The 24,799-nt window shown below is 37.5% G+C and carries 29 protein-coding genes; 16 read left to right on the plus strand and 13 right to left on the minus strand.

Features of this window, described 5'->3' with window-relative positions; translation table 11 throughout:
* Window positions 1–20: 20 nt before the first annotated feature.
* The 3 genes from ACOZIR_RS04505 to ACOZIR_RS04515 all read right to left on the minus strand — a co-directional run bounded on the left by ACOZIR_RS04505 (window position 21) and on the right by ACOZIR_RS04515 (window position 2,397).
* Window positions 21–839 (minus strand): glycerophosphodiester phosphodiesterase family protein, encoded by an 819-nt coding sequence (locus tag ACOZIR_RS04505; protein WP_045293969.1) that lies wholly within the window; start codon window positions 837–839, stop codon window positions 21–23.
* Between the two features lie 128 nt (window positions 840–967).
* Complete coding sequence (locus ACOZIR_RS04510) at window positions 968–1,591, minus strand: class F sortase (RefSeq protein ID WP_045293968.1); 624 nt, start codon at window positions 1,589–1,591, stop codon at window positions 968–970.
* Window positions 1,588–2,397, minus strand: coding sequence for a DUF4397 domain-containing protein (locus ACOZIR_RS04515; protein WP_045293967.1), 810 nt, complete (start codon window positions 2,395–2,397; stop codon window positions 1,588–1,590). The genes ACOZIR_RS04510 and ACOZIR_RS04515 overlap by 4 nt, the downstream gene beginning before the upstream one ends.
* A 259-nt stretch (window positions 2,398–2,656) precedes the next feature.
* On the opposite strand from ACOZIR_RS04515, the gene ACOZIR_RS04520 reads away from it, so the two are divergent.
* From ACOZIR_RS04520 to ACOZIR_RS04535, 4 genes are all read left to right on the plus strand, one after another.
* The gene (locus ACOZIR_RS04520) at window positions 2,657–3,547 is read left to right on the plus strand and encodes a YitT family protein (RefSeq protein ID WP_193377163.1); all 891 of its coding nucleotides are present in this window, start codon (window positions 2,657–2,659) and stop codon (window positions 3,545–3,547) included.
* A gap of 218 nt (window positions 3,548–3,765) precedes the next feature.
* Complete coding sequence (locus ACOZIR_RS04525) at window positions 3,766–4,518, plus strand: alpha/beta fold hydrolase (RefSeq protein WP_045293966.1); 753 nt, start codon at window positions 3,766–3,768, stop codon at window positions 4,516–4,518.
* A gap of 108 nt (window positions 4,519–4,626) precedes the next feature.
* Complete coding sequence (locus ACOZIR_RS04530) at window positions 4,627–4,995, plus strand: GntR family transcriptional regulator (protein ID WP_045293965.1); 369 nt, start codon at window positions 4,627–4,629, stop codon at window positions 4,993–4,995.
* Between the two features lie 180 nt (window positions 4,996–5,175).
* Complete coding sequence (locus tag ACOZIR_RS04535) at window positions 5,176–5,529, plus strand: hypothetical protein (protein WP_421535517.1); 354 nt, start codon at window positions 5,176–5,178, stop codon at window positions 5,527–5,529.
* A gap of 38 nt (window positions 5,530–5,567) precedes the next feature.
* Here ACOZIR_RS04535 and ACOZIR_RS04540 read toward each other — a convergent pair whose 3' ends face one another.
* Window positions 5,568–6,170 carry a DUF3885 domain-containing protein gene (locus ACOZIR_RS04540; RefSeq protein ID WP_013058688.1) on the minus strand — a complete coding sequence of 201 codons (603 nt, stop codon included), beginning with the start codon at window positions 6,168–6,170 and terminating at the stop codon, window positions 5,568–5,570.
* 230 nt (window positions 6,171–6,400) lie between these two features.
* Here ACOZIR_RS04540 and ACOZIR_RS04545 point away from each other — a divergent pair, with 230 nt between their 5' ends.
* Window positions 6,401–6,769 (plus strand): hypothetical protein, encoded by a 369-nt coding sequence (locus ACOZIR_RS04545; protein WP_310878476.1) that lies wholly within the window; start codon window positions 6,401–6,403, stop codon window positions 6,767–6,769.
* A 6-nt stretch (window positions 6,770–6,775) separates the two neighbouring features.
* Here the strand turns inward: ACOZIR_RS04545 and ACOZIR_RS04550 are convergent, their stop codons facing one another.
* Genes ACOZIR_RS04550 through ACOZIR_RS04560 form a run of 3 tightly spaced genes read right to left on the minus strand, consistent with a single transcriptional unit; the run spans window position 6,776 to window position 10,449 of the window.
* On the minus strand, window positions 6,776–7,903 hold the full coding sequence (locus ACOZIR_RS04550; protein WP_310878477.1) for a Ger(x)C family spore germination protein: 1,128 nt from the start codon (window positions 7,901–7,903) through the stop codon (window positions 6,776–6,778).
* Window positions 7,900–8,997: a GerAB/ArcD/ProY family transporter gene (locus ACOZIR_RS04555; RefSeq protein WP_045293959.1), complete on the minus strand. Its 1,098-nt coding sequence runs from the start codon at window positions 8,995–8,997 to the stop codon at window positions 7,900–7,902. The genes ACOZIR_RS04550 and ACOZIR_RS04555 overlap by 4 nt, the downstream gene beginning before the upstream one ends.
* 15 nt (window positions 8,998–9,012) lie before the next feature.
* The gene (locus tag ACOZIR_RS04560) at window positions 9,013–10,449 is read right to left on the minus strand and encodes a spore germination protein (protein WP_045293958.1); all 1,437 of its coding nucleotides are present in this window, start codon (window positions 10,447–10,449) and stop codon (window positions 9,013–9,015) included.
* 118 nt (window positions 10,450–10,567) lie between these two features.
* Between ACOZIR_RS04560 and ACOZIR_RS04565 the strand changes: the two genes are divergently transcribed.
* The 3 genes from ACOZIR_RS04565 (at window position 10,568) to ACOZIR_RS04575 (ending at window position 11,912) form a co-directional block, all read left to right on the plus strand.
* Window positions 10,568–10,972 (plus strand): secondary thiamine-phosphate synthase enzyme YjbQ, encoded by a 405-nt coding sequence (locus ACOZIR_RS04565; RefSeq protein ID WP_045293957.1) that lies wholly within the window; start codon window positions 10,568–10,570, stop codon window positions 10,970–10,972.
* A 102-nt stretch (window positions 10,973–11,074) separates the two neighbouring features.
* Complete coding sequence (locus ACOZIR_RS04570) at window positions 11,075–11,200, plus strand: hypothetical protein (protein WP_016765283.1); 126 nt, start codon at window positions 11,075–11,077, stop codon at window positions 11,198–11,200.
* A gap of 586 nt (window positions 11,201–11,786) precedes the next feature.
* Window positions 11,787–11,912: a hypothetical protein gene (locus ACOZIR_RS04575; RefSeq protein WP_013058681.1), complete on the plus strand. Its 126-nt coding sequence runs from the start codon at window positions 11,787–11,789 to the stop codon at window positions 11,910–11,912.
* 151 nt (window positions 11,913–12,063) lie between these two features.
* Here the strand turns inward: ACOZIR_RS04575 and ACOZIR_RS04580 are convergent, their stop codons facing one another.
* Window positions 12,064–12,606: a 5' nucleotidase, NT5C type gene (locus ACOZIR_RS04580; protein ID WP_045293956.1), complete on the minus strand. Its 543-nt coding sequence runs from the start codon at window positions 12,604–12,606 to the stop codon at window positions 12,064–12,066.
* Window positions 12,607–12,745: 139 nt separating this feature from the next.
* A complete protein-coding gene (locus ACOZIR_RS04585; protein WP_013058679.1) occupies window positions 12,746–13,423 on the minus strand; it encodes an NlpC/P60 family protein in 678 nt (225 codons plus the stop codon).
* 345 nt (window positions 13,424–13,768) lie between these two features.
* Here ACOZIR_RS04585 and pfkA point away from each other — a divergent pair, with 345 nt between their 5' ends.
* Window positions 13,769–14,728, plus strand: a complete 960-nt coding sequence (gene pfkA, locus ACOZIR_RS04590) for a 6-phosphofructokinase (RefSeq protein WP_028415086.1) — start codon at window positions 13,769–13,771, stop codon at window positions 14,726–14,728.
* 26 nt (window positions 14,729–14,754) lie between these two features.
* Here pfkA and ACOZIR_RS04595 read toward each other — a convergent pair whose 3' ends face one another.
* Window positions 14,755–14,898 carry a hypothetical protein gene (locus ACOZIR_RS04595; RefSeq protein WP_013058677.1) on the minus strand — a complete coding sequence of 48 codons (144 nt, stop codon included), beginning with the start codon at window positions 14,896–14,898 and terminating at the stop codon, window positions 14,755–14,757.
* A gap of 158 nt (window positions 14,899–15,056) precedes the next feature.
* Here ACOZIR_RS04595 and ACOZIR_RS04600 point away from each other — a divergent pair, with 158 nt between their 5' ends.
* From ACOZIR_RS04600 to safA, 5 genes are all read left to right on the plus strand, one after another.
* The gene (locus ACOZIR_RS04600) at window positions 15,057–15,455 is read left to right on the plus strand and encodes a universal stress protein (RefSeq protein ID WP_013058676.1); all 399 of its coding nucleotides are present in this window, start codon (window positions 15,057–15,059) and stop codon (window positions 15,453–15,455) included.
* 12 nt (window positions 15,456–15,467) lie between these two features.
* Entirely contained in the window at window positions 15,468–16,187 is a 720-nt protein-coding gene (locus ACOZIR_RS04605; RefSeq protein WP_045293955.1) for an NAD-dependent protein deacylase, read from the plus strand.
* A gap of 114 nt (window positions 16,188–16,301) precedes the next feature.
* A complete protein-coding gene (locus tag ACOZIR_RS04610) occupies window positions 16,302–16,532 on the plus strand; it encodes a hypothetical protein (RefSeq protein ID WP_045293954.1) in 231 nt (76 codons plus the stop codon).
* Window positions 16,533–17,145: 613 nt separating this feature from the next.
* Window positions 17,146–18,510: a hemolysin family protein gene (locus ACOZIR_RS04615; RefSeq protein ID WP_045293953.1), complete on the plus strand. Its 1,365-nt coding sequence runs from the start codon at window positions 17,146–17,148 to the stop codon at window positions 18,508–18,510.
* Between the two features lie 137 nt (window positions 18,511–18,647).
* Window positions 18,648–19,271: a SafA/ExsA family spore coat assembly protein gene (safA, locus tag ACOZIR_RS04620; RefSeq protein WP_078082276.1), complete on the plus strand. Its 624-nt coding sequence runs from the start codon at window positions 18,648–18,650 to the stop codon at window positions 19,269–19,271.
* 40 nt (window positions 19,272–19,311) lie between these two features.
* Here the strand turns inward: safA and ACOZIR_RS04625 are convergent, their stop codons facing one another.
* A complete protein-coding gene (locus tag ACOZIR_RS04625; protein WP_025750169.1) occupies window positions 19,312–20,418 on the minus strand; it encodes a mechanosensitive ion channel family protein in 1,107 nt (368 codons plus the stop codon).
* A gap of 290 nt (window positions 20,419–20,708) precedes the next feature.
* Between ACOZIR_RS04625 and ACOZIR_RS04630 the strand changes: the two genes are divergently transcribed.
* Entirely contained in the window at window positions 20,709–21,674 is a 966-nt protein-coding gene (locus ACOZIR_RS04630; RefSeq protein WP_045293952.1) for a bile acid:sodium symporter family protein, read from the plus strand.
* Window positions 21,675–21,831: 157 nt separating this feature from the next.
* Window positions 21,832–22,284, plus strand: a complete 453-nt coding sequence (locus ACOZIR_RS04635; protein ID WP_045293951.1) for a CBO0543 family protein — start codon at window positions 21,832–21,834, stop codon at window positions 22,282–22,284.
* 61 nt (window positions 22,285–22,345) lie between these two features.
* Here the strand turns inward: ACOZIR_RS04635 and ACOZIR_RS04640 are convergent, their stop codons facing one another.
* Window positions 22,346–23,779 (minus strand): alanine/glycine:cation symporter family protein, encoded by a 1,434-nt coding sequence (locus ACOZIR_RS04640; RefSeq protein ID WP_045293950.1) that lies wholly within the window; start codon window positions 23,777–23,779, stop codon window positions 22,346–22,348.
* 277 nt (window positions 23,780–24,056) lie between these two features.
* Window positions 24,057–24,677 carry a LysE family translocator gene (locus tag ACOZIR_RS04645; RefSeq protein ID WP_013058667.1) on the minus strand — a complete coding sequence of 207 codons (621 nt, stop codon included), beginning with the start codon at window positions 24,675–24,677 and terminating at the stop codon, window positions 24,057–24,059.
* Window positions 24,678–24,799: the final 122 nt, after the last annotated feature.

Raw genomic sequence — 24,799 nt, forward strand, 5'->3', positions numbered from 1 at the left:
ACACTTGCCGCGGCAAGTGTTTATTCTTTATGCAGCACGTTATAAAGACGATCCGGGTAATTAGTAAACATGCCGGTTACGCCCCACTCGATAAGTGTTCTCATTTGTTTTTCATCATTTACTGTATACGGATGGACGTCTAAATCATACGAGCGAGCTTTTTGTACATATCGTTTTGTCAGCGTGTTTGCGTTAGGACCGATGCCGTTCGCGTACGTTTTAATTTGTTTGAACTGCTGATCTGTTAACATATTGGTTTGCTTTGTACGAATCAGTTGAATTAGTTTCATAGTAGGTCGGTATCGATGGACGGTTTTTAAGCTTTCAGGACTAAATGATTGCACAATAACATGATCAGTATGAATGTTGTACTTAGCCATCAGCGTTAACAATTCTTTTTCCATACCTGGATATTCATGTGGAGATTTTGTTTCAATATAATAGTTTGTTCGATTGCCAAACGTACGGAATATTTCTTCTAAAGTTGGAATGACGGCTTTTTTATTACCTTTTCCTGCGTTCAAACGCTGAAGCTGCTTCACTGTATACTGTTTTACATATCCTGTTCCATTTGTCGTGCGGTCAACTTTATAGTCATGAATTGCTACAAGCTGGTGATCTTTAGACATGTGAAGATCAAGTTCGAGATAATCTGCTTTTTGCTGTACGGCGGCGAGATAAGATTGCATCGTATGCTCTGGCTCATATCCTGATGCGCCTCGATGAGCAATAATGGCTACTTTTTCTGCTTGAGTAGAAGCTGCCTGCGTATGTATAAACATAAAAATACCGCATAAACAAAGAGTGAGTGAGCTTACAAACCACCATTTTGGTCTCATATCAAAACTCCTTTTTATTGAGGGGTCGTGCATTAGTTTACTAGCGAGATGTTGTGTTCATATTAAGGCTGTGTAAATATTTAAATAAAACGAACCAGTGTGTAATTAAAAGTAATAAAGGCCGATGTTTAGTGAGAAACATCGGCTGTTTTTTCCGGGCGCAGGCTTGTATAAATAACGAGTCTGCGCTCATGAGTTTTTTGTTTATGATCAAATGTTCCCGTACAGGTGATTAAATTAAGCTGGTGTTGAAAAGTTGGACCGAAAATCTCTCTGATAGGAGCAGAATCTCGGGGATAAGAAGCTTTATTGGTAACAACAAAGGCCAGCTGCTGACCTTGCTGATCGGTTACAAAAATTTCATCTCCTTTTGTGAGCTTGTTGAGATGATAGAAGATAGCGGGTCCTTTTTGGTCATCAACATGTCCTGCAATGACCGCATTTCCTTCCTCTCCGGGTCTTGCTCCAAGCTTAAACCAAGCTACGTCATGACCATTATCAGGAACGCTCATTTCACCTTGATTAGTAAGGCCCATTCCTTTTATAAAAGCCTTGATATGAAGCTTCGGAATAATAAGCTGAGATGGAAGAGGCGTAGAAGCAGTCCCTGAAGATTTCAAGGATTGAGCCGATTTTGTTTCAGCCATCTTTACAACAAAATCCGTCGAGCTGTTTGCAAATGCTGATTGGTCAAACCAACTGCTCATGAATAGTATAAAAGAAAAGGTGAAAACCCCTCCTATCCATTTCATTCGCTTTCGTATCCTCTGTGACGACGAACAACAAATATAGCAACCGCTCCAATTCCTAATAAAGTAAGAACCGGCACAATTGAATTATAATTATCCTCTGAAGCACCGCCCATACCTGTTTTTGGCATTTCGGAAGGCATAGCCGTATTATCTTTTAATAACAGTGTTTCAAGGCTGTCGGCTTTGTTAATAGCGAGCACCGTGTAGACCGTGTTGGCTTCTAAATTAAGATTTGGAATCTCCAGTACTTTTTTATTGTCTTGACTAGTTGCGATGGTTAAATCATAGGTTCCGGCATCTACTTCAGAATAATTTGTCATTTGTTTAAAAGCAGTGTCTTTAAACAAAGTAGGGCCGTGATTAATACCTACATTAACAGCGGGAGTATCTGGAGAAAAGTGAGCAATTCGGATTTTACTCTTTCCTTTAGCCACGTTCATATCATCTTGAGCTACTTTTAATTCTAAGTGTGCAACTTGGTTAATGGCAGCAAGGGTATAGGCTTTGTTTGCTTCGACGGTTACATTAGTGGAAATGACAGGCTTTTCTTTTCCTTTTGTACCTATAGCATATACCTCTACTTTATGAGACCCCGCAGGTACCTTAAGGTAATCTGTCACATCTTTAAACGATGCGCCGACTACGATGCTTTGATTGTCCACATATATATCTACTTCAGGTGCATCAGGTGATGCATGCACAACTCGTATCATTGCCTCCTGCACAGCTGCAGAAGTGAAATTATCTGAAAAAGCTAGCAATAAAACTGCGAGTAAAGAAGCAGCAATAATCTTTACACGGTTCATAACGTTTTACTCTCCTTTTAATCTAAGTTTGTCCTGTTAATCCCGTATGAAAAGTGGTGGGATGCATTCACTTTTGAACGTACTCGGGCATTTATTCACTTGTTATCATCTACAATTTTATCCAATATATGCACAATTTATTTCATTAGATGAAATTTTTGTAAAAGAGAAGATAAATAGTTTGAATTTTATGATAATATTAAAATAGAGCGTTTAGTTAGTCATTGATGTCTCGATCACAAAAAGGAGGGGAAGTTATGTGCTGCAAACGAATCATGAAATAAAAAAGGTTGTTCATCGTTCGCTATCAGCTAAAATGATTATAAAGCGCATGCTGTTTATTTTAGTGGGAGCCCTTTTAATGGCCGTCGGGCTAGAATTTTTTCTTGTCCCTAATGAGGTTATTGACGGTGGAATTGTAGGTATATCTATTATTTTATCCCACTTAACGGATGTTCAAATCGGATTTTATATCTTCGTATTAAATCTTCCATTCTTTTTTATTGGATATAAGCAAATTGGAAAAACATTTGCGCTATCTACGCTTTTAGGTGTTGTCATTCTATCCATTGCTACCTCTATTTTTCACGACTTGCCGGTCTTAACAGGCGACCCTCTTTTAGCAACTGTGTTTGGCGGAATTGTTCTCGGTGTGGGAGTAGGAATTGTTATTCGATACGGCGGTTCTTTAGACGGCACCGAGATATTAGCTATTTTATTTAACAAGCGTACGCCTTTCTCGGTAGGTGAGACGATTATGTTTTTTAATTTATTTATTTTGGGAAGTGCCGGTTTTGTATTTGGCTGGGACCGCGCTATGTATTCTTTAATGGCTTACTTCATTGCTTTTAAAACGATTGATATTGTGATTCAAGGTTTAGATGAGTCCAAGTCAGCTTGGATTATCAGCGAACAATATGAACGAATTGGTGAAGCAATCCTTGCTCGTTTAGGGAGGGGCGTCACGTATTTAAATGGGGAAGGGGCGTATACGGGAAATGATAAAAAAGTAATTTTTTGTGTTATTACCAGGCTTGAAGAAGCAAAGTTAAAAGCGATTATCGATGAGATAGATCCATCTGCTTTTTTTGCTGTAGCAGCTATTGCTGAAGTCAGGGGAGGAAGGTTTAAGAAACGAGATATTCATTAATGAAGGTTGTCTGCTAATGAGACTGCCCCTTATTATAGCTTACAGCAGAATTTTTAGCCTTCTCTGCTTGTTTGATTATTTGTAATGGTTTGCGTCACTTTTGCTGCTTCATGCATATTGAGCCCCTCTTTTTTCTTGTATGTCTTTGAAACAAACATGTAAAATGTCTAAAAGATGTAAAAAGAGTACATAGTAAAAAAACAGAAAGAGGGAGTGACATGAAAAAAACGTTAAAAATATTAGGAGTCGGTCTTGCCGTTCTTGTTGCAGTAACCGCTGCTTTTTTTATTATATGGTCAGGTTTTGATTATGAACCTTCAAAGCAGCTTCACTCACTGGTAGATGAGAAAAAAGTAGTGAAAAAAGACGATTATTACGTATTTAAGCCTCAAACGAACAAAGAGATAAAAGCTGGCTATATTATTTATCAAGGTGCTAAAGTAGAGCCGTTAGCATATGGCTATTATGCTCAGCAAATTGCAAATGAAGGATATCTTGTTGCTGTTGTAGATTCTCCGTTTAATATGAGTTTTTTTAGTCAAAACAAAGCGACGGATATTGTGAAGAGCTACCCGCAGATTTCCGCATGGTTTATCGGAGGGCATTCCCTTGGAGGAGTGAGTGCAGCCTCTTATGCGTATGATCATCCAAACTCAATAAAAGGCTTAGTTCTTTTAGCATCGTATCCGATGAATAAAAATGATTTTTCAACCTCCACTTATCCTATTTTGTCTTTAACCGGTGAGAAAGATGGTTTGTCGACGCCTGAAAAAATTAAAGAAACCAAGCATTTACTTTCAAAAAATACGGAGCTGGTCCAAGTAAAAGGAGCTAATCACGCACAGTTTGGAATGTACGGGAAACAAAAAGGCGACAACAAAGCCAGTATTTCTCCTAAAGAGCAGCAGGATGAGCTAGTAAAAAGAACGGTCAAGTGGTTAAACAGTCAAATGAAAAAGTCCGTCAGTTAGTTACTGACGGACTTTTTTTCTTTTTTTGGAAATAACACTTGAAAAAATAACCAGTTGGTTATATAGTTAGTTACATGAGTAACGAACCACTTAAGTGAGGTAGTCAAAATGAAACAATCATTAGATCATCAGCGACCAATTTTTCAACAAATCAAAGAAACCATCGAAGAGAATATTTTGAATGATGCTTTTCCAGAAGAAGAAAGAGTACCGTCTACGAATGAATTTGCCAAAATGTATCGCATTAACCCTGCAACGGCAGCTAAAGGAATTAATCAGCTAGTTGACCACGGAATATTGTATAAAAAGAGAGGGATAGGGATGTTTGTATGTGCGGGTGCCAAAGAAGAATTGCTTACACAAAGAAAAGAAGAATTTTATAACCGTTTTATCGTTCCGCTGAAAAAAGAAGCACAGCATTTAGGAATTACGGTAGCCGAGTTAAAAGAGCTGTTAGACAAGGGGGAAATAGAATGAATATAGAAGCGCAGCTACTGAACAAGTGCTACGGATCTAAGTTTCTCTTTTTGCTTAAAGTTAGGCGCTACTCGTAAGGCATATCTTTTAACGATGACCTGTGTTTTTGCTTTATTTGCAATTGTAATGTCCCTTATCAATGTTGTCATCATAAGCATTTCAATAAAGGTGATTAATAGTTTGAATTTAATGAATGTTCAGCTTTATTATGCGAGCGATTTTATCTTTCATGACCCTACCGTCGCTATTCACTTTTTAACAGACGCTGTATTTATCTTTTTTATTACAGCAGCAGCGTGTTTGCTCGGAAGCATCGTCTATAAATTCGGGCAAACAGGAGGGATGATCACCGGTGCTGCTCTAATTTTACTGTTTACGATTCCAGTGACAAAAGAACCGGTTATTCATTTTATAAAAAGCTTTTCGAACGGTTCGTTAGTGATTACATTCGGAACAATGGTTATCGTAAGCTTTCTACTCTTTCTTATCAACTGGCTGTTTTTAAAAAAAGCCTCTCCTGTCTATCAAGCCTAATAAAAAAGCAATCATTCCTTTACTGAATGATTGCTTTTTTACTGTACTTTTTTTGAACAAGCTGCATCAATATCTAGAATCCAGTCGTGAAACTTTTGCTGAAGAAGTTGAAGAGAAGACTGATTGTTCGATACAATGTCCAGTCCGCGCTCATCGTATAGGTGGAAGATGGTTTCTTTATTCAAATTCACAATGTAACACTCTTCTTCAATAGCCGGATGAATATGAAGATCGCGGTTGGCAATTGATTGCAAAAGAAGCTTTTCTTTCACATCATTTGTTTTACAAGCAATAATATACTCAGCGTTATTTAATAATGCTACGGATTGAACTTCCTGCTTCTTCAGGCGAGAGCGAATGAATTTTTTAATAGCTGTTTCTTTTTTCTTTTTTAAAAGTAAATCATCCTGTGCAGCATTCGCTTTGAAAACAAGCAACAGCTCATCATTTTTTTCATGGAGTGTCTCAAAAATTTCGTAAGCGCGTGCGTAAACATTTTTCATGTATTCTCGTTCCCATACGCCTTTTTGATTGGTAAGCGTAAAGCGAATACCTGCGGGCGCGTTATAAAAAAGAGGTCTCTTCATTTGAACATTTGGAAACATTGTTGTTAAGTATGATTGAAGCCGCATTGTGGTCATACGCAACACCTCATTTAGTTTAGTCCTGACTTAATATGTTGAATTTAGTCTATCACGTGATTAGCTAAATTTGTAAAGAAGTAATGTTATTTAATCAAAAGGTAACCAAACTGTTATATTTTGTTGATTTTGCATTATTTCTTTACACAACCTTTGCGGATGAACAGGTTTTTTCATACGGCTGTCGTATTACTTAACGTAGTAACGACGTGAAGAAAGGGTGATATACGGTGAAAAAACAGCTTCTTCTTATTTCAATTGTTACAGCTGCTTTTTTTGTGCTTATTTTTCACAAAACGATTTTTCAAGAAGGTAATCCTCTTCCTATTGCATGGAGTATTGTAAAATTAAAGTCTTCGGGTGAAGACGTTGTGCAAATATCGGATAAGCCTAAAAGGTATCTCATTCATTCAGATGACTACTTAACGTTTATTAAACAAATGAAAAAGAAAAAAGTGAATTTTCAATATCAAGATGATAAAAAATTTTATTTTAATAACGACAATGAACGCCAGCTGTTCGTCAGCAAAAACTATACTGATAAGTTCACGATTATGGAACTAAAGAAAAAAGAGCTGACTGAAGCTGGCGTTGAGTAATAAGAGCTAATCTCTGCCCTGTGTCCCAAAATCTTTAATTTGAACATGAACATGATAATCGATGGTCGACTGGCTAAATATTTCATCCCATTCATGCTGATGTTTTTTCCAAAAATGAGGATAATGAATTCGTACGTAATCATGCAGGTCAATCACATCAGCTTTGTAGTTGTTTTGCAGTAAGCCGAGTGTTTTTTCTGCGTCTTTTCGAATGATTTTTTCTATTTTTTTTTCGGTGTTCTTTACATTAGAGGCGGTAAGAGCCTGTTTTGAAGTCTCCCAATCTTCTGATAGCCTGCCGCTTGTTTGAACGTTGATGTCAAAATGAATGGAGTGATTTGAATCAATCCTGCCCTTCACATCTTGCTGAACATCTCCAATTTCGTAGGAAAAGGGGTATGGCCCGTGTTTGCCGTAAATAATTCCGCCTTTAATATTCCCCGTTAACCACGTTAAAGCCTCCACCTGGTGCTGAGTTAAGATGAATTTTGCTTTTTTATCTTTGATGATCGCGGCACCGTCTAGTTCAACGCTATTTTTAATTTTAGAAAGCCGCTGTATTAAAAAGCTTTGATCGGTTTTTAACTTGGCTGATAGCTCTCCCATTGTTAGGGGATTTAAAATTTTATTCGTTTTGAATTTATTGTAAACAAGCTCGTAAATTAAGTTTACAGGCGGTACAGACATTCCTTGAATCGTTAAAACGTTTTTAGCATCGCCTTTTGTAACAAACGCAAGGCTGCTGCGCCGTATCTCGTTATCACGAACGAATTGATTAATAAGCGCATCCAGAGGGATGGTCTTGCTCGCTTTTTCTCCTATTAAAAGTGCTCGCTGATGCTGGCTGTATATAGGATCAGATTTCAGCGAAATATTTCGCGTGATTTCATGAATAGTAGGACCAGCTGTTGTAATGTTCTTGTATGGAATGGAAGAAGACATATTTCCGGATTCCGTTTCGGTTAAGGTTTGATGAGTCAGCACAAGCTGATTTTTTCCTGTTTTTGGTTCGATTTTCGGTGTGATATCCATTGCCACTCCTATAACAAGAGCAAGTTGTTCAATATTCCGATGGCTCATACAGCCGCATAATAAAAAAATGGTCATCATGACAGGAAGACATTTTTTCGTCATTTGAACACAACCTTTTTTATTTTCATTAACGTGCTGAAAAAAAGAGGGATAACTAAAAATGTCACTAAAAATGCCCAGCCTAATACCGTTGAAAAATGTGACACGTCGCTTGCTGTTTTGGGTGCTAACGAGCTCATAAATAAAATGGGCACAAGAAAGATAATATTGGTAGTTGATCGATTTTTGAAAATCTTTTTAAAACCTGAAACAGCCAAAAAGAAATACATTACAAAGGTTAAAAAAAACTGAAGAAGCCACACAATAAGCAGAAATAATTCAAGCCTCTCAAAGAAAATTCCTTTTACTTCATGCGTCTGAACAAATTCAATCGTAGGCCAAACGGTTGTTTTTACCTCCGGAACGGATAACGCGCCTACAACTAATACGTAAGTGATAATATATAAAAGTAAAGGAATAGAAAATCCGATAATCGAAACTTTTCGTAAGTGATTTTTATTTTTCATATGCTTCGGAAGAAATACAATGGTTTCAATCCCTAAAAAGGAAACAGAGACGGTTGTAAAGGCAGCAAGAAGCGGGCTGAATCCGTCAGCTAATACAGGCTGCAAGTTTTTTAAATCCACCATACCGATGCTAAGAGCGTATAAGGTAAGAAGGATAATGATGGTTATAGGTGTACATAGTGCCATTACTTTTCCAATAGAATCAATACCTCCCGTGATTAAATAAACGCCTGTCAAAATAAACGAAAGAATAATTAATTCAATGGGCATCGTTTCTAGTAAATAAAAATGAATCATTTCTGCCATAGCTCTTACTTCAAAGCTTGCTACAGATGTAAAATAAACGACCATAGCAAAGTTGAATATATTTCCAATCAGCTTGCCGGTTACTTCCTGTGTAAAATCAAACATACAAGTAATCGCAAAAAACTTAACCATCCAGACTAAAAAAAGAACAATTCCAATAAACAAAAGACCGTCCATAATCAGTACAATCCATCCGTCTGCATTATTTGTCTGGTTTGTAATACTGCTTGGCAGTGTTAATAAACCGACGCCAAGCATAGTTGAAGAAATAATTGAAATGGCGTAAAAATCTGAAAGAAGCTTGCTTGATTGTGATTGTTGCATATGGTCCTCCTTTTGTTAGTTTTGTTTTGATTTATTTTTAGACTGTTTTAGACTTTTGTTTGGAAGACGAACATAAGAGTCTTTCCATGCTTTTTTATTTAACGCAAAAAACGGTTTAAAGTAGGCCATACCAAAACTTTCGAGTTTGGTTAAATGGATGACGAGCACAAGAAAAAACATGGAAACGCCATATAATCCAAAAATTGCTGCAATCATCATAGATACGAAACGCAAAATTCGAAACGAAAGACCAATCCCGTACTGAGGAACGGTAAAGGACGCGATTGCCGACACAGATACAACAATAATCATCACAGAACTAACGATATGTGCTTCTACCGCTGCTTGACCAATAACAACTCCGCCTACAAGTCCAACTGTTTGTCCAACTGGAGTAGGGAGGCGCAGTCCGGCTTCGCGCAATAGTTCAAGGGTAACTTCCATGACCACCGCTTCGATAAAAGGAGAAAAAGGAACGTTTTCTCGTGTGGCTGCAATAGTAATAGCCAGCTCTGTCGGAAGCAGACCTTGGTTAAACGAAACGAGTGAAATATAAATAGCCGAAAAGAATAGGGTAATAAAAATAGACAAGTACCTTAGTAATCTTAGCAATGAACCCGCTATCCATCTTTCGTAATAATCATCGGGTGATTTCATAATCATATCGAAAGTTGTAGGCACTAAAAGGGCAAAAGGAGAACCATCTACTAAAATGGCTACTCGCCCTTCATTCACCGCAGCGAGAACACGATCTGGTCTTTCTGTATTTTGTACTTGAGGGAACGGTGAGTAAGGTGCTTCTTCTAAAAATTCTTCAATCATTCCCGAGTCTTGAATGTTATCTAAAGGAATGTCTAATAATTTCTCTCGCACTTGATTCACAATGTGAGTTTGACAGTGTTTATTATGAAAAACGATACTTGTTCGATGTTCCTTTGCATTTCCAATATAAATGTCTTCAATAACCATTTCTTCTTCGGTAGAACGCTGCCTTAAAAGACCAAGGTTTTCATCTAAGTTTTCGATAAGAGCAATTTTAGGGCCTCGCACTACTTTCTCTGTTGTAGGTTCACTTAAAGAGCGCTGTTTGGTCATAGACATATTCAGTGAGTATACCGTGGTGCTTTCGCTCATAAACAGCAAGGGCTGACCTTTAAAAAAACACGAGATCGCTTGTTTGTATGTATAGACTTCTTTGTCTTTAATGACAGAAATAAACGAATCGATGTCATCGATTGTTTGCGTTTCACTTTTCGCTTTTGTCTCAACGATATGCTGAGTAAGATTATCAAGTTTTTCTCCGTCGACTAGTCCTTGGAGATAAATAATGCATATATATTTTGTGGGAGACAGCCATAATTTTTTGGAACCAACATCTGTATTTTGACCCACCAAATCTAAAAACGTTTGAACGGTGTAGTCTGCATTGGGCTGAAATTTTGAATCGAGCATAAATAAACTCACCGCCTGTTGTGTTAATGAGCTTAGTGTTTACGATGTAAAAACGAGTTATGCGAAAAATGTGGAAGAATAGAAAAGATATGTTATGGTAAAGAAAAGAGGTGATTGTATGCTGCATTCATTTACGTTAAAAACGAACAAGCGTGACGAAATGATTGACGTAACAAGTCAGGTACAAGCAGTGATAAGAACAGAAGGATTAAAAGAAGGGACTGTAGTAGTTTACTGTCCTCATACAACCGCGGGTATAACAATTAATGAAAATGCGGATCCCGATGTAAAAACGGATATGATTCGCCGTTTTGATGAAGTATATCCTTGGGAACATGAGTTAGATCTTCATATGGAAGGAAATACGGCGGCGCATCTTAAAGCGAGCACGGTCGGCTCCTCACAGCATATCATCGTTCACGATGGGCAGCTGCTGCTAGGAACGTGGCAAGGAATTTATTTTTGCGAGTTTGATGGACCTAGGACCCGTACGTATTATGTAAAAATTTTATCTGCTCAATAACTTTTTTTCATACTTATTGTCCAACTTTTTTCTGAAAATTGTTATAAAACAAAGTTAATTTAATATAAATGTTATATAACAGTTAAAGGGAGAGATTGAACAATGGAAAAGATCGGTGCAGAACAAGAAACAGTGAAAAAAGAAAATGAAAAAACAAACTTTACATGGGTGGAAGAATACCCAACTATTTTGGACATTGTCAATGAGTATTATAGTACGTGTCGATAATGTGAAGAAGCTGGGGCAAAATTATTTTAGTTGAAGGAAGATCCGAACGCGTTTGATTCTTGCTTGAGAATCCAACGCATTCGGATTTTTTCATTGATATCGTGAACGTAGATTTCATATATGTAGACGAGGAGGCTCATCGGCCGTCCGCGGAAAGCAAAGTCTCAAACGGAAATCAATAGCGATGTAACAAGCCGTCGAGATCATTTATCTCATTTGCTCGTCTTTAGATTGAATTGATTTAGTTATGTCTTAATATCTTTTTTTAAAAAAAGATATAATAGTAGCAATTTTCCTAAAAGGTTTAATATAATAAATATTAGGGTACTGAATTGTATGAAATAAAGATAAAACGCATCGTTTCATACTATTTCCTTTTTTACCGCTAGTATAGCCTTGAAGAAAAAGCTTCATTTGATATACTAACTATACGCTTAGTCTTTAAGATAAAGATGAAGATTCATTGTCATTGTTACACGCAGTGAATGAGCTGCCTTTGCTTGGCGAAAACGTCGTACAAACAAAGACAGATAGCGAATTGTTTTGGGTGCGTTCATTTAGTTCAAAACAGGGAGGCGATTAGTCTATGTTACTTGTACGTATGGCCATGATTGGTTTCTTTTCATTAACAGCCATATCATTGTTCTCTTTTCAGTCCGTTGAAATTATCCATGCCATTATGGACTTTTTCTCATCAGCTGATAAGTACTAAAAAACGATATCTTTTTTAAATAAAAAGAGGATAACCCTTAGGGGGCTATCCTCCAAAAACCGCCCAAAAGGCGGTTTTTTTATGCTTATAGCTGTGCTCACAAACGCACTGCATTCATTTTCTGATGACAAAGTCCACGTATTTTTTAAGCTCAACATTTGTTGAAATAAGTATTTACGTACTGTTCAAACTGAAGCCAATCGTCCACGCGAGGGACATTTACTTCTTCGTTGTATGGGTAGCTCATGGCAACAGCATGGCGACCTGTAGCTTGAAAAGCCTTCAAATTATGCGGTGCATCATCAAATAGCAAGTCTCCGTATATTTTATCTTTTTGGTGTGTAAACACGATATTGTACTTTCCGATAAACGGAAGGTGTTTTTCAACCCACTGCTCTTTTTCTGTATAAGCATAGGTACGGCTGCTTGTGACAATTAAAATGGAAAACCTTTCATAAAGTCGTTTAAGAACCTCAACAGCATGAGGCAGAGGTTTTAAATGTAAAAAAAGCCCCGGCTGATCGAGGTAGTCATAAATTTTTGTGCCGCACTGCGGCTTTACATACTTTTCTGATTCCCAGCATTTTAATTTTTCAACCGATAAGCTGTCGCCATAATCTTTGTTATATTGGTTATGCCAATCCGTCATAAGATCACAAATGACAGAATCCATGTCAATTAAAAGGGTTTGCATTTATTCAACTTCCTTTACAGTATTCATCTACACGCTTGGTTTTGCAATGTAATGTGCTGCTTCTACTATACCAAATCTTTTACATACAGAAAAAGAGCAAGCCGCATCAAAATCGCACAGCTTGCCCTTTTTATCGAAACTACATTCTTTTAGCACCTAAATAGCGTTTGCTCCAATAGCTCTCCTTTAGAGAAGAGATGCTCACACCTTTAGATGAAGAGCAGTGAAGAAACTGGTTATTTCCTAAATAAATTCCTGCATGAGAAGGCCCTTTTGTATAGGTTTGAAAGAACACAATATCTCCAGCTTTTGGACTTGAGACGCGCGTTCCTTTTTGATAAATTTGAGCTACTGTACGAGGAAGCTGAACCCCACCACCATGTTTGAACGCATAGCCAATAAAGCCGCTGCAGTCAAAGCCGCTTGGCGTTGTTCCGCCCCAGCGATATCGAACGCCCATATACTGTTTTCCTTTGTTAATCACTGCGTTAGGGTTATAGCGCGCTGAGCTAGAAGACGATTTGCCCTTTGCTGAAACGCCTAGTTTAGCATACGTTCCTTTTCCGACAATACCATCTGCTGCTAGTCCGTTTTTGCGCTGAAATGATTTTACAGCAGAAGTTGTAACAGTCCCAAAGTATGTAGTTGTATTCCCTTTAAAATAACCTTTATTTTTCAACGTTTGTTGTAGTTGTTTAACATCTTGGTGATTCATGCCTTGGCGAAGCGTTTGGTCGCCTAGAGCCGCTTGGCTGACAATCGGGCTAGTAGAAACAATAACGCCAGCGAGCGTAAGAGCTGCTATTACTTTTTTCATAAAACTAGTACCCCCTGAAAATTTTTCCTGATTTAAGTAAATTCATCATATCATCTTTCGACAGTGTTCTACGTTACAATTTCATTACATATATGAAAAAAATGAAATATAACGGTGAATATAGTCGTATAAAAGCCGTAATTAAAAAGGTTCTTTAGATGTGCAATATCACTAGAAAAACTTTGAATATTTGACGGTAAATAACTAAAAGATATGAAAAAGTATGTACATTTAAAATTTAACAAAGAAATATGTTGTGAATTACTACACAAAAAGTTCGAACTCGGGTAAAATGTAGAACTATAATATAGTAGTCATGTATGTGACTTTGATGAGGTGAAAGTAATGAAAAGAATAGGTGTATTAACAAGCGGCGGAGATTCTCCAGGTATGAATCCTGCGGTTCGTGCTGTTGTGCGTAAAGCAATTCATGAAGGTATGGAAGTTTATGGTATCTTCCAAGGGTATCAAGGGTTAATAGAAGGGAATATTAAAAAGCTAGAAGTTGGAGATGTTGGTGACATCATTCAACGCGGCGGAACTATGCTTTATTCTGCAAGATGTCCAGAATTCAAAACAGAAGAAGGGCGTTTAAAAGGTATTGAAAACCTTAAGAAGCACGGTATTGAAGGCTTAGTAGTTATCGGTGGAGACGGATCATATATGGGAGCTGTAAAACTAACAGAGCTTGGTTTCCCTTGTATCGGTATTCCAGGAACAATTGATAACGACATTCCAGGAACAGATTTTACACTAGGATTTGATACGGCCCTTCATACGGTTATCGACGCAATTGATAAAATCCGTGATACGGCGACTTCTCATGAACGTACGTTTATTATTGAAGTTATGGGTCGTAATGCAGGAGACATTGCTCTTTGGTCAGGTCTTGCTGGCGGTGCGGAAACAATCCTTATCCCAGAAGCAAAAGATGAGTTCCAAGAAATGGTTGATCGTTTGAGAAAAGGACAAGAGCGCGGTAAAAAGCACAGCATTATCGTGGTAGCTGAAGGTGTAGCCAATGGTAATGAAGTAGCGAAACAGCTTCATGAAGCTGCAGGTATTGAAACGCGTGTAACAGTATTAGGACACATTCAGCGCGGTGGTTCCCCAACTGCTCAAGATCGTGTGCTAGGAAGCCGTTTCGGCGGTCGTGCAGTCGAACTTTTACTAGAAGGTAAAGGCGGCCGTGCAATCGGTATCCGTAAAAATGAAATTGTAGATTATGATATTATGGAAATTTTAGGTGAACCTCACCATATCAATGCTGATATGTACCGTTTATCTAAAGAGCTTTCAATCTAATCACAGTATTGCTGAGGCGAAACTTCTTATATTGAAGGAGTTTCGTCTTTTTTTGACTGCATCCCTGTCCCTTCGCAGTGTTTGCATGTTTTCATGTAACCGATACCAGGAATAACGGCTAGCTTTCCGAGCCCTTTGCAAAAAGTGCAAATTAATTCAAAACCAAACATTGGTTCATCCCCTCTATACACGTTTTCTTTCAGTTTATCATAAAAGTAGACAAGTAATTTTAAAAATTATAGAAATAATCAAAAAAATGATTACATTTGAACAGCGAGTGATATAGTAAAGAGAGAAAACCATTTTACAAAAGAGGAGAGGAAGCATTATGTTTAAACGGATTTTACTTGCCTCAGATGGCTCAGAGCATGCAGCTAAAGCAACAGAAAAAGCCGTTCAGCTGGCTCAGCTGACGGAAAACAGTTTTATTCAAGTTATTTATGCAGTAGAGGGTGATTCAAGATTAAAATCACTTAGCCGCGACGAGGAACGGGAAAGTCGGATACATACAACGGACGAAATTTTAAAGCAAGGAAACGTGGAGTATGAGATTACCTTTATGCACGGAGACGCGGCTAAAACAGTAATTCAATTTGCTAATCAAAATTCATTTGACCTTGTGGTAATAGGAAGCAGAGGGTTAAATCCTGTAAAAGGCATGCTGCTTGGAAGCGTTAGTTCTAAAATTGCACAGCAAGTAACGATTCCTGTACTAATTGTTAAATAGGAGAGAAATGTAATGTTAAAACAGTACAAAGAATTAAAACAGCTCATTGATGATGCTAAACACATTTGTTTCTTTACAGGAGCAGGAATGAGCACAGAGTCAGGCATACCGGACTTTCGCTCCCAAAATGGCTTATATCGCCAAAACAAAAGCTTTGTGGACATAGTAGCTGCTGACTTTTATGAACAGTATCCTCATGAATTTTGGCCGCTGTTTAAAGAGATTTTTCATATTAAAATGCTGCATCAGTATAAAGCAAATACAGGCCATCGCTTTATTGCGGAACTAGAATCAGCCAAAACCGTACATGTTATTACACAAAATATTGATGGATTGCACCAAGATGCAGGAAGCACGAACGTTTTTGAAATTCATGGCTCCATTAAACGTGCTCATTGTCCGAACTGTAAAGAAGAGTATGATTTGGCTTATTTGAATCAGTCAGCTCTCCCGCAATGTACAGTGTGTGAGCGCCTTTTAAAGCCAAATGTTGTTCTCTTTGGAGATGCTATTCATCAGTTTGATGAAGCAGTTACAGCAGCGCTGTCATCTGATTTATTTATCGTACTTGGTTCATCGCTTGAAGTAGCACCGATTAATCAGATTCCGCTGCTTGTGAGCCGGTACAATCGTACAAATATGGTGATGATTAATCAAGAACCTACGCATTACGATTATTTGTTTGATTTGGTTATCTATGATTCCATTGGACAAGTGGTCGCCAACTTATAAGCGTCTATGCATGGACATAGCGCTTTTTTAGCATTTAGTGATAAAGTGTAGGGATGTATCATATGGTGTAGTACATCATACATTCGCTAATGGATAGAAGGGATGTTTTCGCATATGAGTGTAGGCTTGAGAGTTTGTCTCTTCATTGTTGGTATTGCACTCAAAGTGACAGCTGTTTTGACTTTGATTTTTGAAATGAATCTTGTCCCTATTCACGGAAGGAGTCTCACTTATTATGCTGAAGCGATAGGTATGAAACTCCCCATTATCTGTTTTGTCCTTGGTTTTTTTTGTGCAGCAGCAAGCTTTTATTTACCTGCTAAAAATCGCCGCACCAGTAAATAGCAAGGGCAGGAGACTATCTAAAACGTTTGACTGCAAAGTTTTTAACATTTAAAATAAAGACAATAAGTCTAAAAAGAAATAGGATAATTATTCCTTATTCTTTTTAGATATACGGAAATAGAGGTGATTGGATGGGGCAGTGTACCACGTTGGCAAAGTAGCGTTATATGCACCAGTGTCAAAGCGTACAATACAGTATTATACAAACCTACATTTGCTTCACGCATATCGCTCTTTATCACATAATTGCTCTTTTAAGGCGTTAACAGACTTTAACTTTATAAAGATTGTAAACTACTAATTTTTTTATAAATGAACTGGAAGAGAGAATCAGCGCTGAAGCAACATCATGAAATGAAGCGATGTGAGCCATTGCTTCACATCTAGAACAGCTGAATAAAGAATGACCTGCTACATTAATGAGTGAAACGTGAGATAAGGAAGAAAGACTGGCAGTTTTGCTCCATATAAAAATGTTTATACATTTATCATGTGATTCCTCCTTATATGCACTTTTCCATGTGATCAGTACAGGGATAGAGTTCTTTATCCAAATTTTTTATTTTTTAGGAGGTGAGTCCTTACTCGTTTTTAAACGAGCTAAGGAACTTGATTGGACATATTTAACTTGATTTTACTAGCGGTACTGATTGCATTAACTGCTTTTTTCGTTGCTACCGAGTTTGCGATTATTCGCGTGAGGAGTTCCAAAGTGGATCAGCTTATAGCAGAAGGGAGCAGCAATGCAAAAGCTGCGAAGCAAGTTATTTCAAATTTAGATGAATACTTATCTGCGTGTCAGCTTGGGATTACGATTACTGCGCTGGGAATTGGTTGGTTAGGAGAGCCTACACTTTCGCATCTCCTGTCACCATTACTTGATCAACTAGGGATAAGCGGTGCTTTAACAAAAGTACTATCTGTTGCGATTTCTTTTGCGGTTGTTACATTTATAAATGTTGTGGTCGGAGAGCTTGCTCCGAAAACATTTGCAATTCAAAAAGCAGAGAAAGTCACTTTATTATTTGTTCGTCCGCTTATACTTTTTTATAAAGTAACCTATCCTTTCATTTGGCTATTGAACAGTTCTTCTCGTTTAATAACAGGGTTATTTGGTCTAAAGCCTGCTTCAGAAAATGAGCTTGCACACAGTGAAGAAGAGCTTCGCATCTTGTTATCAGAAAGCTATAAAAGCGGTGAAATCAATCAATCGGAGTTTAAATATGTAAGTAAAATTTTTGACTTTGATGATCGCGTTGCCAAGGAGATTATGGTGCCGCGTACGGAAGTCGTTTCGATTGATCAGGAAGATACGGTCGAATACATCCTTGATATGGTGCAAGAAGAACGATTTACCCGCTATCCGGTCATCGATGGAGATAAAGACCATATTATTGGAATGGTCAATATGAAAGAGATTTTAACCGAGATTGTTATGAACAACAGCAAGGAAAAAATAAATTTAAAACAGTATATCCGTCCTGTTATTGAAGTAATTGAATCGATTCCTATTCATGATCTATTGCTTAAGATGCAGCGTGAACGCATCCATATGGCTATTTTAATTGATGAATACGGAGGAACAGCAGGGATTGTAACAGTAGAGGATATTTTAGAGGAAATTGTCGGTGAAATTCGTGATGAATTCGATGCGGATGAACTTCCATTGATTCAGAAAGTCAAACCCGATCATTATATTGTAGATGGAAAGTTATTAGTAAGTGAGCTTAACGAGCTGCTTGGCACAACAATTGATGATACGGATGTTGATACAATTGGAGGCTGGGTCTTAACGGAAAAATATGACGTCAAGCAAGGAGAAAGCCTTAGCTTTGATCAGTATGACTTTACCGTTACGAAAATGGAAGGCCATCACATTCAATATATTGATGTGATCAAAAAACGTCAGGTGCATCAAAGTATGGATGAAGAGGTTAATGTGTCGGACATGAATCAGTCACAGGCTTTATCTTCATAATAAGAAGGCGCATTGCGAAAGAGCAGTGCGCCTTTTTTATAAAGAAAGTGTGGAGGGAAGATAACAAAGTCATATAGTGGAACTATGGGATAATATTACCGCTATGAATCTTGAAATCAATTTGCTTTAATAAAAGTATGAAAACTCTATCAAAACTTTTATTAGTAACACTGTTGTCTGTCACTCTAGCTTTTGGTCTTAATAACACTGCGCAAGCAGCAACCGTACATACCGTTCAATCGGGAGATACGATGTGGAAAATAGCAGTAAAATATCAGGTTGGCGTTTCCGAGCTGATTGAAGCGAATTCTGCTATTAAAAATCCTAATTCGATCTATCCGGGACAAAAAATTACCATACCAACAGATAAAGCAGGAAGTTCATACGAAGAGCAAGTGGTTCAGCTAGTGAATCAAGAACGTGCTAAAGTAGGGCTTAAGCCTTTAAAGTCTAATTGGGAAGTAGCTCGCGTTGCTCGCTATAAATCGCAGGATATGATTGATAAAAATTATTTCAGTCATACATCACCTACATATGGAAGTCCGTTCGACATGATGAAAAACTTTGGCATTACATACAGTACAGCAGGTGAAAATATCGCTGCTGGACAAGCAACTCCAAAAGAAGTGGTTAACGCATGGATGAATAGCGAAGGTCACCGTAAAAACATACTATCAAGTCAATTTACCGAAATCGGAGTAGGTTACGCTAAAGGCGGAAGCTACGGTCATTACTGGACTCAAATGTTCATTTCAAACTAAAAAAGAAAGGAAAAAAAGCTGACTTAGTAGTCAGCTTTTTTTAGCTTCGAGCACTTTCTAAAAATTCTTTTGGATTGCCAGAAAGCTTTCCGTCCTGCTCAACGATGAGTGTGCGCGTAGGGAAAGCAAATTCTACGCCTTCTTCTTCAAGAATGTCCATAATTTCGAAGTTTATATTTTCTTTTACATCTAAATAATCAGCAAAAACGGTTGTATTTGTAAAAAAATACAGATAAATATTTAGACTGGATTCATAGAAGCCGTCAAAATTTACAAGAATCGTTTCATTGTGAATTTCTTCGTGTTCAGTCAGCATCTTTTTAATTCTTGCCACTACGGTTTCTAACTTTTCTTTTGGTGTATTATAATTCAAGTTTAAATGAAAGGCAATTTGACGTTTCCCCATTTTAGCCCAGTTAATAATAGGTTCATTAGAAAGAGTAGCATTTGGCACTGTTACGACTGCTTGAGCGAACGTTCGAACTTTGGTGCTTCGAAACGTAATATCTTCTACAACGCCTTCAACACTCGGTGTTTTAATCCAATCTCCAATGGTAAAAGGCTTTTCGGTAATAATTACAATTCCGCCGAATAAATTACTAACGGTGTCTTTTGCGGCTAGGGCAAAAGCAAGACCACCTAAGCCAAGACCTGCTACAAAGCCGTTTACGTTAAAACCCCATTCTTCTGCGATAATGGAGATAGAAAGCATAACAACAACGATGCGGATGAACTTTTCAATAAAAGGAATGATGATTCGATCCACTTGGATATCAAAATTTTTGGCAAACGTTGCAAAAAATAAATTGGTAGAAGCAGCTAAATTATACAAACCCCATCCTGCAAGGCCAACAGAAGCTGAACGAACTAAATGTCTTTCCGTGTCGGCTGTTAAAACATCAAAGGGAAGATAGGGAAGAGCAAGCTTGAAACCAATAATCACAAATATCCAGCGCAGCGGCTTTTCAAAAGCTTCTAAAACGCTCGTAATTAAATTGATTTTTTTATTTTTGACAAAACCAATAATAAACTTAAACAAATAAGTCGTGAACAGCTTGCGAAGAATCAAAAAGATCAGAAAGATCCCAATCGCAATCACGATTTTTTTCCAATCATCCAACGATGACAGAGACTTTAAAAAATCCATACAATCCTCCTAATTACCAAAACTGTGCTACAGTTCATTTATATCCGTCATTTGAAGCATGTCTATGTAGAATGTACTGTACCCTAAATTCATTCTTTTTAAAAGCTTCTTCCCTATTAAAATAGCATAAAAATACCCGTAAATCTATTTAAGTGATAATTATGAATATATCTCTCTTTAGTAAAAGAGACAGACAATAGTCTGAACATAAGTTGTATAATAAATAGGTGATATTATAAACGTTAATTTATCTTATTATTTATTTAAAACGTTCGTTGGAGGGAGAAGCTTTGTTAAGTCAATTAAATAAAATGCTAGAAAAATTGATGCCGTTTATTACGCCGGTCAGCTTGCTCGTAGGAGTTCTTGTCGGTTCGTCATTAAGTCATTATACTTTTTTAATTCCATGGCTTTTTGCATTAATGACGTTTGCCGGAAGTTTAAACTCAAATTTTCAGCAGTTAAACGCCACCATACACCGTCCATTTCCAATCTTTATGGCCCTGTTTGTTTTACATATTTTTATGCCAGCGTGGGCTTGGAGCGTTGGTCAAGTGATTTTTCCGCATGATGTATTTACAAGCACGGGCCTTTTACTAGCAGCGATTATTCCAACAGGAGTGACTAGTTTTATATGGGTCTCGATTTACAAAGGAAGCATTCCTCTTGCGCTATCCATTATTTTAATTGATACTCTTTTAGCGCCGCTTATCGTTCCTTATACGCTTTTATTGGTGGTTGGAGACACCGTGCATTTGGAAGCGCTAAAGTTAGTCAAAGATTTATGTTTTATGATTGTCCTTCCATCCCTGTTAGGCATGTGCTTAAATCAATATACAAAAGGAACAATTAAGCAGACATTAGGACCAAAGCTGGCACCTGTTTCGAAAATAGGGTTAAGTGTGATGGTTATGATAAATGGGGGAGTAATTGCACCTTATTTAAAACATATTGATAAAAAACTGCTGTTTATTATCGTAATCGTCTTTTTAATGAGTTCAGCTGGTTATTTCTTCAGCTGGATGATTGGCAAATGGCTAAGGTGGGACCGAGCAAAAGTTGTGACGCTTACGTTTTGCGGAGGCATGAGAAATATTAGCGCCGGAGCCGTATTAGCGGTATCTTATTTTCCAGCTCCCGTTGCTGTACCCGTCGTACTAGGGATGTTATTTCAGCAGGTATTAGCTGCTTTATCAGGGCGTTTAGTTCAAAATTATTACCAGAAAAAAGACGCTGAATTTGTTTCATTAAAATAAATGGAAGAATAAGGGGATAAACTACATTAATCATAAAATAAGCACTCTTTTTTAACGATCAGAGATAAGGTGCTTTTACACTTGTTGCGTTCAAGATAATGAGATGATTAGAAAAAGGTACGATGTGGCATACTAGAAAGAAAAAGGTCGGATATTCTTGCTTATCAATATAGCGCTGGCATTTGTTTTACCTTGGGTTTTTGGCACCCTCTATTTACATCCTAGAAATCGTCGTTTACTGCCTTTAGTAGGAACTGCTTTTTGCATTTTAGCAATCGTTATCAATGAATTAGGAAGCTATTATGGCTTTTGGAAACTGCGGACTTCTTTAGAAAATGAAGCATTAGAAGCGCTGCCTTTTAATTTAGGTGTCTATCCTGTATTGGCCAGCTATATGATTTTTTTAATCCAGCGAATAGGAAAGCCTCATTTTTTTATTTTTCTTATTGCGCTGCTTACAACATTTTTAGAAGGAACGTATATGTATATGGAAAGAATTATATACGGAAACGGATGGAATCTCGGCTGGACATTTTTTTCCTACTGGATTCCGTACAGCGTGATTTATTTATACTATAGGTATTTGGTTAGTCTTAGACTGCTTCATTAGAAGAAAAAAAGAAGTAAATTTGCACAATAAAAAAAGCCGTGAATATTCACGGCTTTTTTTATTAGATCGCTTCTTTCGAGCTAGATTTATCTTTTGAATGATCCCATGCATCAATATTATCAAGTCCAGAAATGCTGTCTTGATAGAAGACAGGGTCTTTTCCAGCTTTCTTTTGGGCAAGATAATCTTTGAGTGCGGCAAAGGCCACTTTTGAGAGCAAGAGAATGGCGATTAAGTTGACTACTACCATAAAGCCCATAAACAGGTCTGCTAGATCCCAGACAAGCTGAATTTGAGAAATAGAACCAAACACAATCATTGCAAGTACAGCAACACGATAAGTCATCAGCCAAGCTTTATTTGTGTTCAAGAACTCAATATTTGTTTCTCCGTAGTAGTAGTTACCAATTAATGTACTAAAAGCAAATAGGAAAATCATAATCGCAAGAGCGCCTGCTGCCCAAGAACCAATGTGAGTGCTTAAAGCAGCTTGTGTTAACTCAATACCGCTTAAATTTTTATTTGTGTAAGCACCTGAAAGTAAAATGATAAAGGCAGTGCTACTACAAATAATAAGCGTATCGGTTAATACACCAAAGGCTTGAATCAATCCTTGTTTTACCGGGTGGCTTGTTGTTGCAGCAGCTGCGGCGTTTGGCGCGCTACCCATACCCGCTTCGTTTGAGAACAATCCGCGTTTAATTCCTTGCATAAGAGCTGCTCCAAGAGAACCGCCGGCAATTTGCTCGAAACCAAATGCATTTTTTACGATTAACGCAATAAGAGAAGGCATCTCTTGAATGTTCATAATAATAATAAAGAGTGCTACGCCAATGTAGGCAACAGCCAGTACTACCACAATATATTCTGACATTTTTGCAATACGCTTAACTCCGCCAAAAATAATGGCAGCGAAAGCCACTGTCATAATAATTCCTAACACTAGACGATTTGTTCCGAACGCATTTTCAAACGCAAGGGTAATCGTGTTTGATTGTACAGCATTAAAAATTAAGCCGAAGGATAAAGTGATTAAGATGGCAAAAAGTCCGCCCATCCAGCGCTTTTTTAACCCTTTTTCCATATAGTAAGCCGGTCCGCCTCGGAAGCCCCCGTCTTTGTCTTTTACTTTGTATATTTGTGCTAACGTACTCTCGATAAATGCTGAAGCTGAACCAATAACGGCCAGCACCCACATCCAAAATACGGCACCAGGTCCCCCTAAAGCGATCGCAATCGCAATACCTGTAATGTTCCCCGTACCAACGCGGGCTGCCATACTGATACAAAACGCTTGGAATGGAGAAATTCCGTCTTTAGAAGAGCTATCCGCACCTTCTTTTAATACACGAATCATTTCTCTTAATAACCGAATTTGTAAAAACTTTGACCTGAATGTAAAAAACAAACCAAATGCAATCAGCATCGCAATCAGTAAGTAGGACCAAAGAAATTCGTTGATTGAACTAACAAAACCTTGAACTACTTCTTGCATAGTTTCACCTCTTCATGAATTATACTAGAATAATAATAAAAAACGTGAATTTATAGAATTTTCCCTCTATTTAGATAGATCTCTCTATTTCCCCGCTGTTTTTCTTCATTATCCTTGTCGAATCTTGTTGCTAAATCTGAACCTTATATATATATAAAATAATAATTTTGGTCTTTTGTCAACTAACCTCACATGGAAAAATAGGGTGATATGACAAATGAAGCAGGTATGAAAAGGCGATAACAGCAGGGATGAAAGAAATTTCATTTTGTTTTACTTAATTGTTGCTAGAAAATAAAAGTTTTAGGCCAAGTACGCCAAAAACCGTTCCTTTTACATATTTTAATGTGTGCTGAAAGATGCGGCTCTTTTTGACTTTTTTCCCAAGGCCAGAAGCAAATAGCGCAATAAGTGAAAAGATGATGAGCGTTTCGGCGATAAAGATGATACCAAACAAAATCATCTGCAAACTTACATGTCCAAGAGACGAATTGACAAACTGCGGTAAGAACGTAATGAAGAAAATAGCTACTTTTGGATTGGTTAAGTTGCTAACAAATCCTTTTCTAAAGTGATGGTGCTGCTGAACGTTTTCTGTTAATTCCAACGGACCGCTTTTTTCGCGAAACGATTGGTATGCTAAAAACAGCAGGTACAGAACACCTACAACCTTTAGAATTGTAAAGGCAATAATTGATTTTTGAAAGATAATAGATAGCCCTACTGCGGCTAAAAGAGTATGTACGAATGTTCCCGTAATAGATCCCAATACGGTTTTGATGCCTGCTTTGACGCCTGAAGCAATACTTTGTGTCATTACAAAAATCATGTCTTGTCCTGGTATTAAGACAATGATAAGTGACACTGCTATGTAAGGTATAAGCCAAGAAAATGTCATGATGATCCCCTCCCAACAGAATTTTAACCATTTCGACAAAAAGTTCTCAAGAGTGTGTGCTAATGAATTAATAGATTAATGGAGTAAAGTTAGGAAGGTGTAAAAGCGTAAAAAGAGGTTAT

The organism is Priestia sp. D3YE.R1 (genome assembly GCF_049199565.1).
Lineage (GTDB): Bacteria > Bacillota > Bacilli > Bacillales > Bacillaceae_H > Priestia > Priestia aryabhattai.

Bases quoted from the DNA above. Each gene is read 5' to 3' on its own strand.
- ACOZIR_RS04505 (WP_045293969.1), bottom strand. From the start codon at position 839: ATGAGACCAAAATGGTGGTTTGTAAGCTCACTCACTCTTTGTTTATGC.
- ACOZIR_RS04510 (WP_045293968.1), bottom strand. From the start codon at position 1,591: ATGAAATGGATAGGAGGGGTTTTCACCTTTTCTTTTATACTATTCATG.
- ACOZIR_RS04515 (WP_045293967.1), bottom strand. From the start codon at position 2,397: ATGAACCGTGTAAAGATTATTGCTGCTTCTTTACTCGCAGTTTTATTG.
- ACOZIR_RS04525 (WP_045293966.1), top strand. From the start codon at position 3,766: ATGAAAAAAACGTTAAAAATATTAGGAGTCGGTCTTGCCGTTCTTGTT.
- ACOZIR_RS04530 (WP_045293965.1), top strand. From the start codon at position 4,627: ATGAAACAATCATTAGATCATCAGCGACCAATTTTTCAACAAATCAAA.
- ACOZIR_RS04540 (WP_013058688.1), bottom strand. From the start codon at position 6,170: ATGACCACAATGCGGCTTCAATCATACTTAACAACAATGTTTCCAAAT.
- ACOZIR_RS04550 (WP_310878477.1), bottom strand. From the start codon at position 7,903: ATGACGAAAAAATGTCTTCCTGTCATGATGACCATTTTTTTATTATGC.
- ACOZIR_RS04555 (WP_045293959.1), bottom strand. From the start codon at position 8,997: ATGCAACAATCACAATCAAGCAAGCTTCTTTCAGATTTTTACGCCATT.
- ACOZIR_RS04560 (WP_045293958.1), bottom strand. From the start codon at position 10,449: ATGCTCGATTCAAAATTTCAGCCCAATGCAGACTACACCGTTCAAACG.
- ACOZIR_RS04565 (WP_045293957.1), top strand. From the start codon at position 10,568: ATGCTGCATTCATTTACGTTAAAAACGAACAAGCGTGACGAAATGATT.
- ACOZIR_RS04570 (WP_016765283.1), top strand. From the start codon at position 11,075: ATGGAAAAGATCGGTGCAGAACAAGAAACAGTGAAAAAAGAAAATGAA.
- ACOZIR_RS04575 (WP_013058681.1), top strand. From the start codon at position 11,787: ATGTTACTTGTACGTATGGCCATGATTGGTTTCTTTTCATTAACAGCC.
- ACOZIR_RS04580 (WP_045293956.1), bottom strand. From the start codon at position 12,606: ATGCAAACCCTTTTAATTGACATGGATTCTGTCATTTGTGATCTTATG.
- ACOZIR_RS04585 (WP_013058679.1), bottom strand. From the start codon at position 13,423: ATGAAAAAAGTAATAGCAGCTCTTACGCTCGCTGGCGTTATTGTTTCT.
- pfkA (WP_028415086.1), top strand. From the start codon at position 13,769: ATGAAAAGAATAGGTGTATTAACAAGCGGCGGAGATTCTCCAGGTATG.
- ACOZIR_RS04595 (WP_013058677.1), bottom strand. From the start codon at position 14,898: ATGTTTGGTTTTGAATTAATTTGCACTTTTTGCAAAGGGCTCGGAAAG.
- ACOZIR_RS04600 (WP_013058676.1), top strand. From the start codon at position 15,057: ATGTTTAAACGGATTTTACTTGCCTCAGATGGCTCAGAGCATGCAGCT.
- ACOZIR_RS04605 (WP_045293955.1), top strand. From the start codon at position 15,468: ATGTTAAAACAGTACAAAGAATTAAAACAGCTCATTGATGATGCTAAA.
- ACOZIR_RS04610 (WP_045293954.1), top strand. From the start codon at position 16,302: ATGAGTGTAGGCTTGAGAGTTTGTCTCTTCATTGTTGGTATTGCACTC.
- safA (WP_078082276.1), top strand. From the start codon at position 18,648: ATGAAAACTCTATCAAAACTTTTATTAGTAACACTGTTGTCTGTCACT.
- ACOZIR_RS04625 (WP_025750169.1), bottom strand. From the start codon at position 20,418: ATGGATTTTTTAAAGTCTCTGTCATCGTTGGATGATTGGAAAAAAATC.
- ACOZIR_RS04640 (WP_045293950.1), bottom strand. From the start codon at position 23,779: ATGCAAGAAGTAGTTCAAGGTTTTGTTAGTTCAATCAACGAATTTCTT.
- ACOZIR_RS04645 (WP_013058667.1), bottom strand. From the start codon at position 24,677: ATGACATTTTCTTGGCTTATACCTTACATAGCAGTGTCACTTATCATT.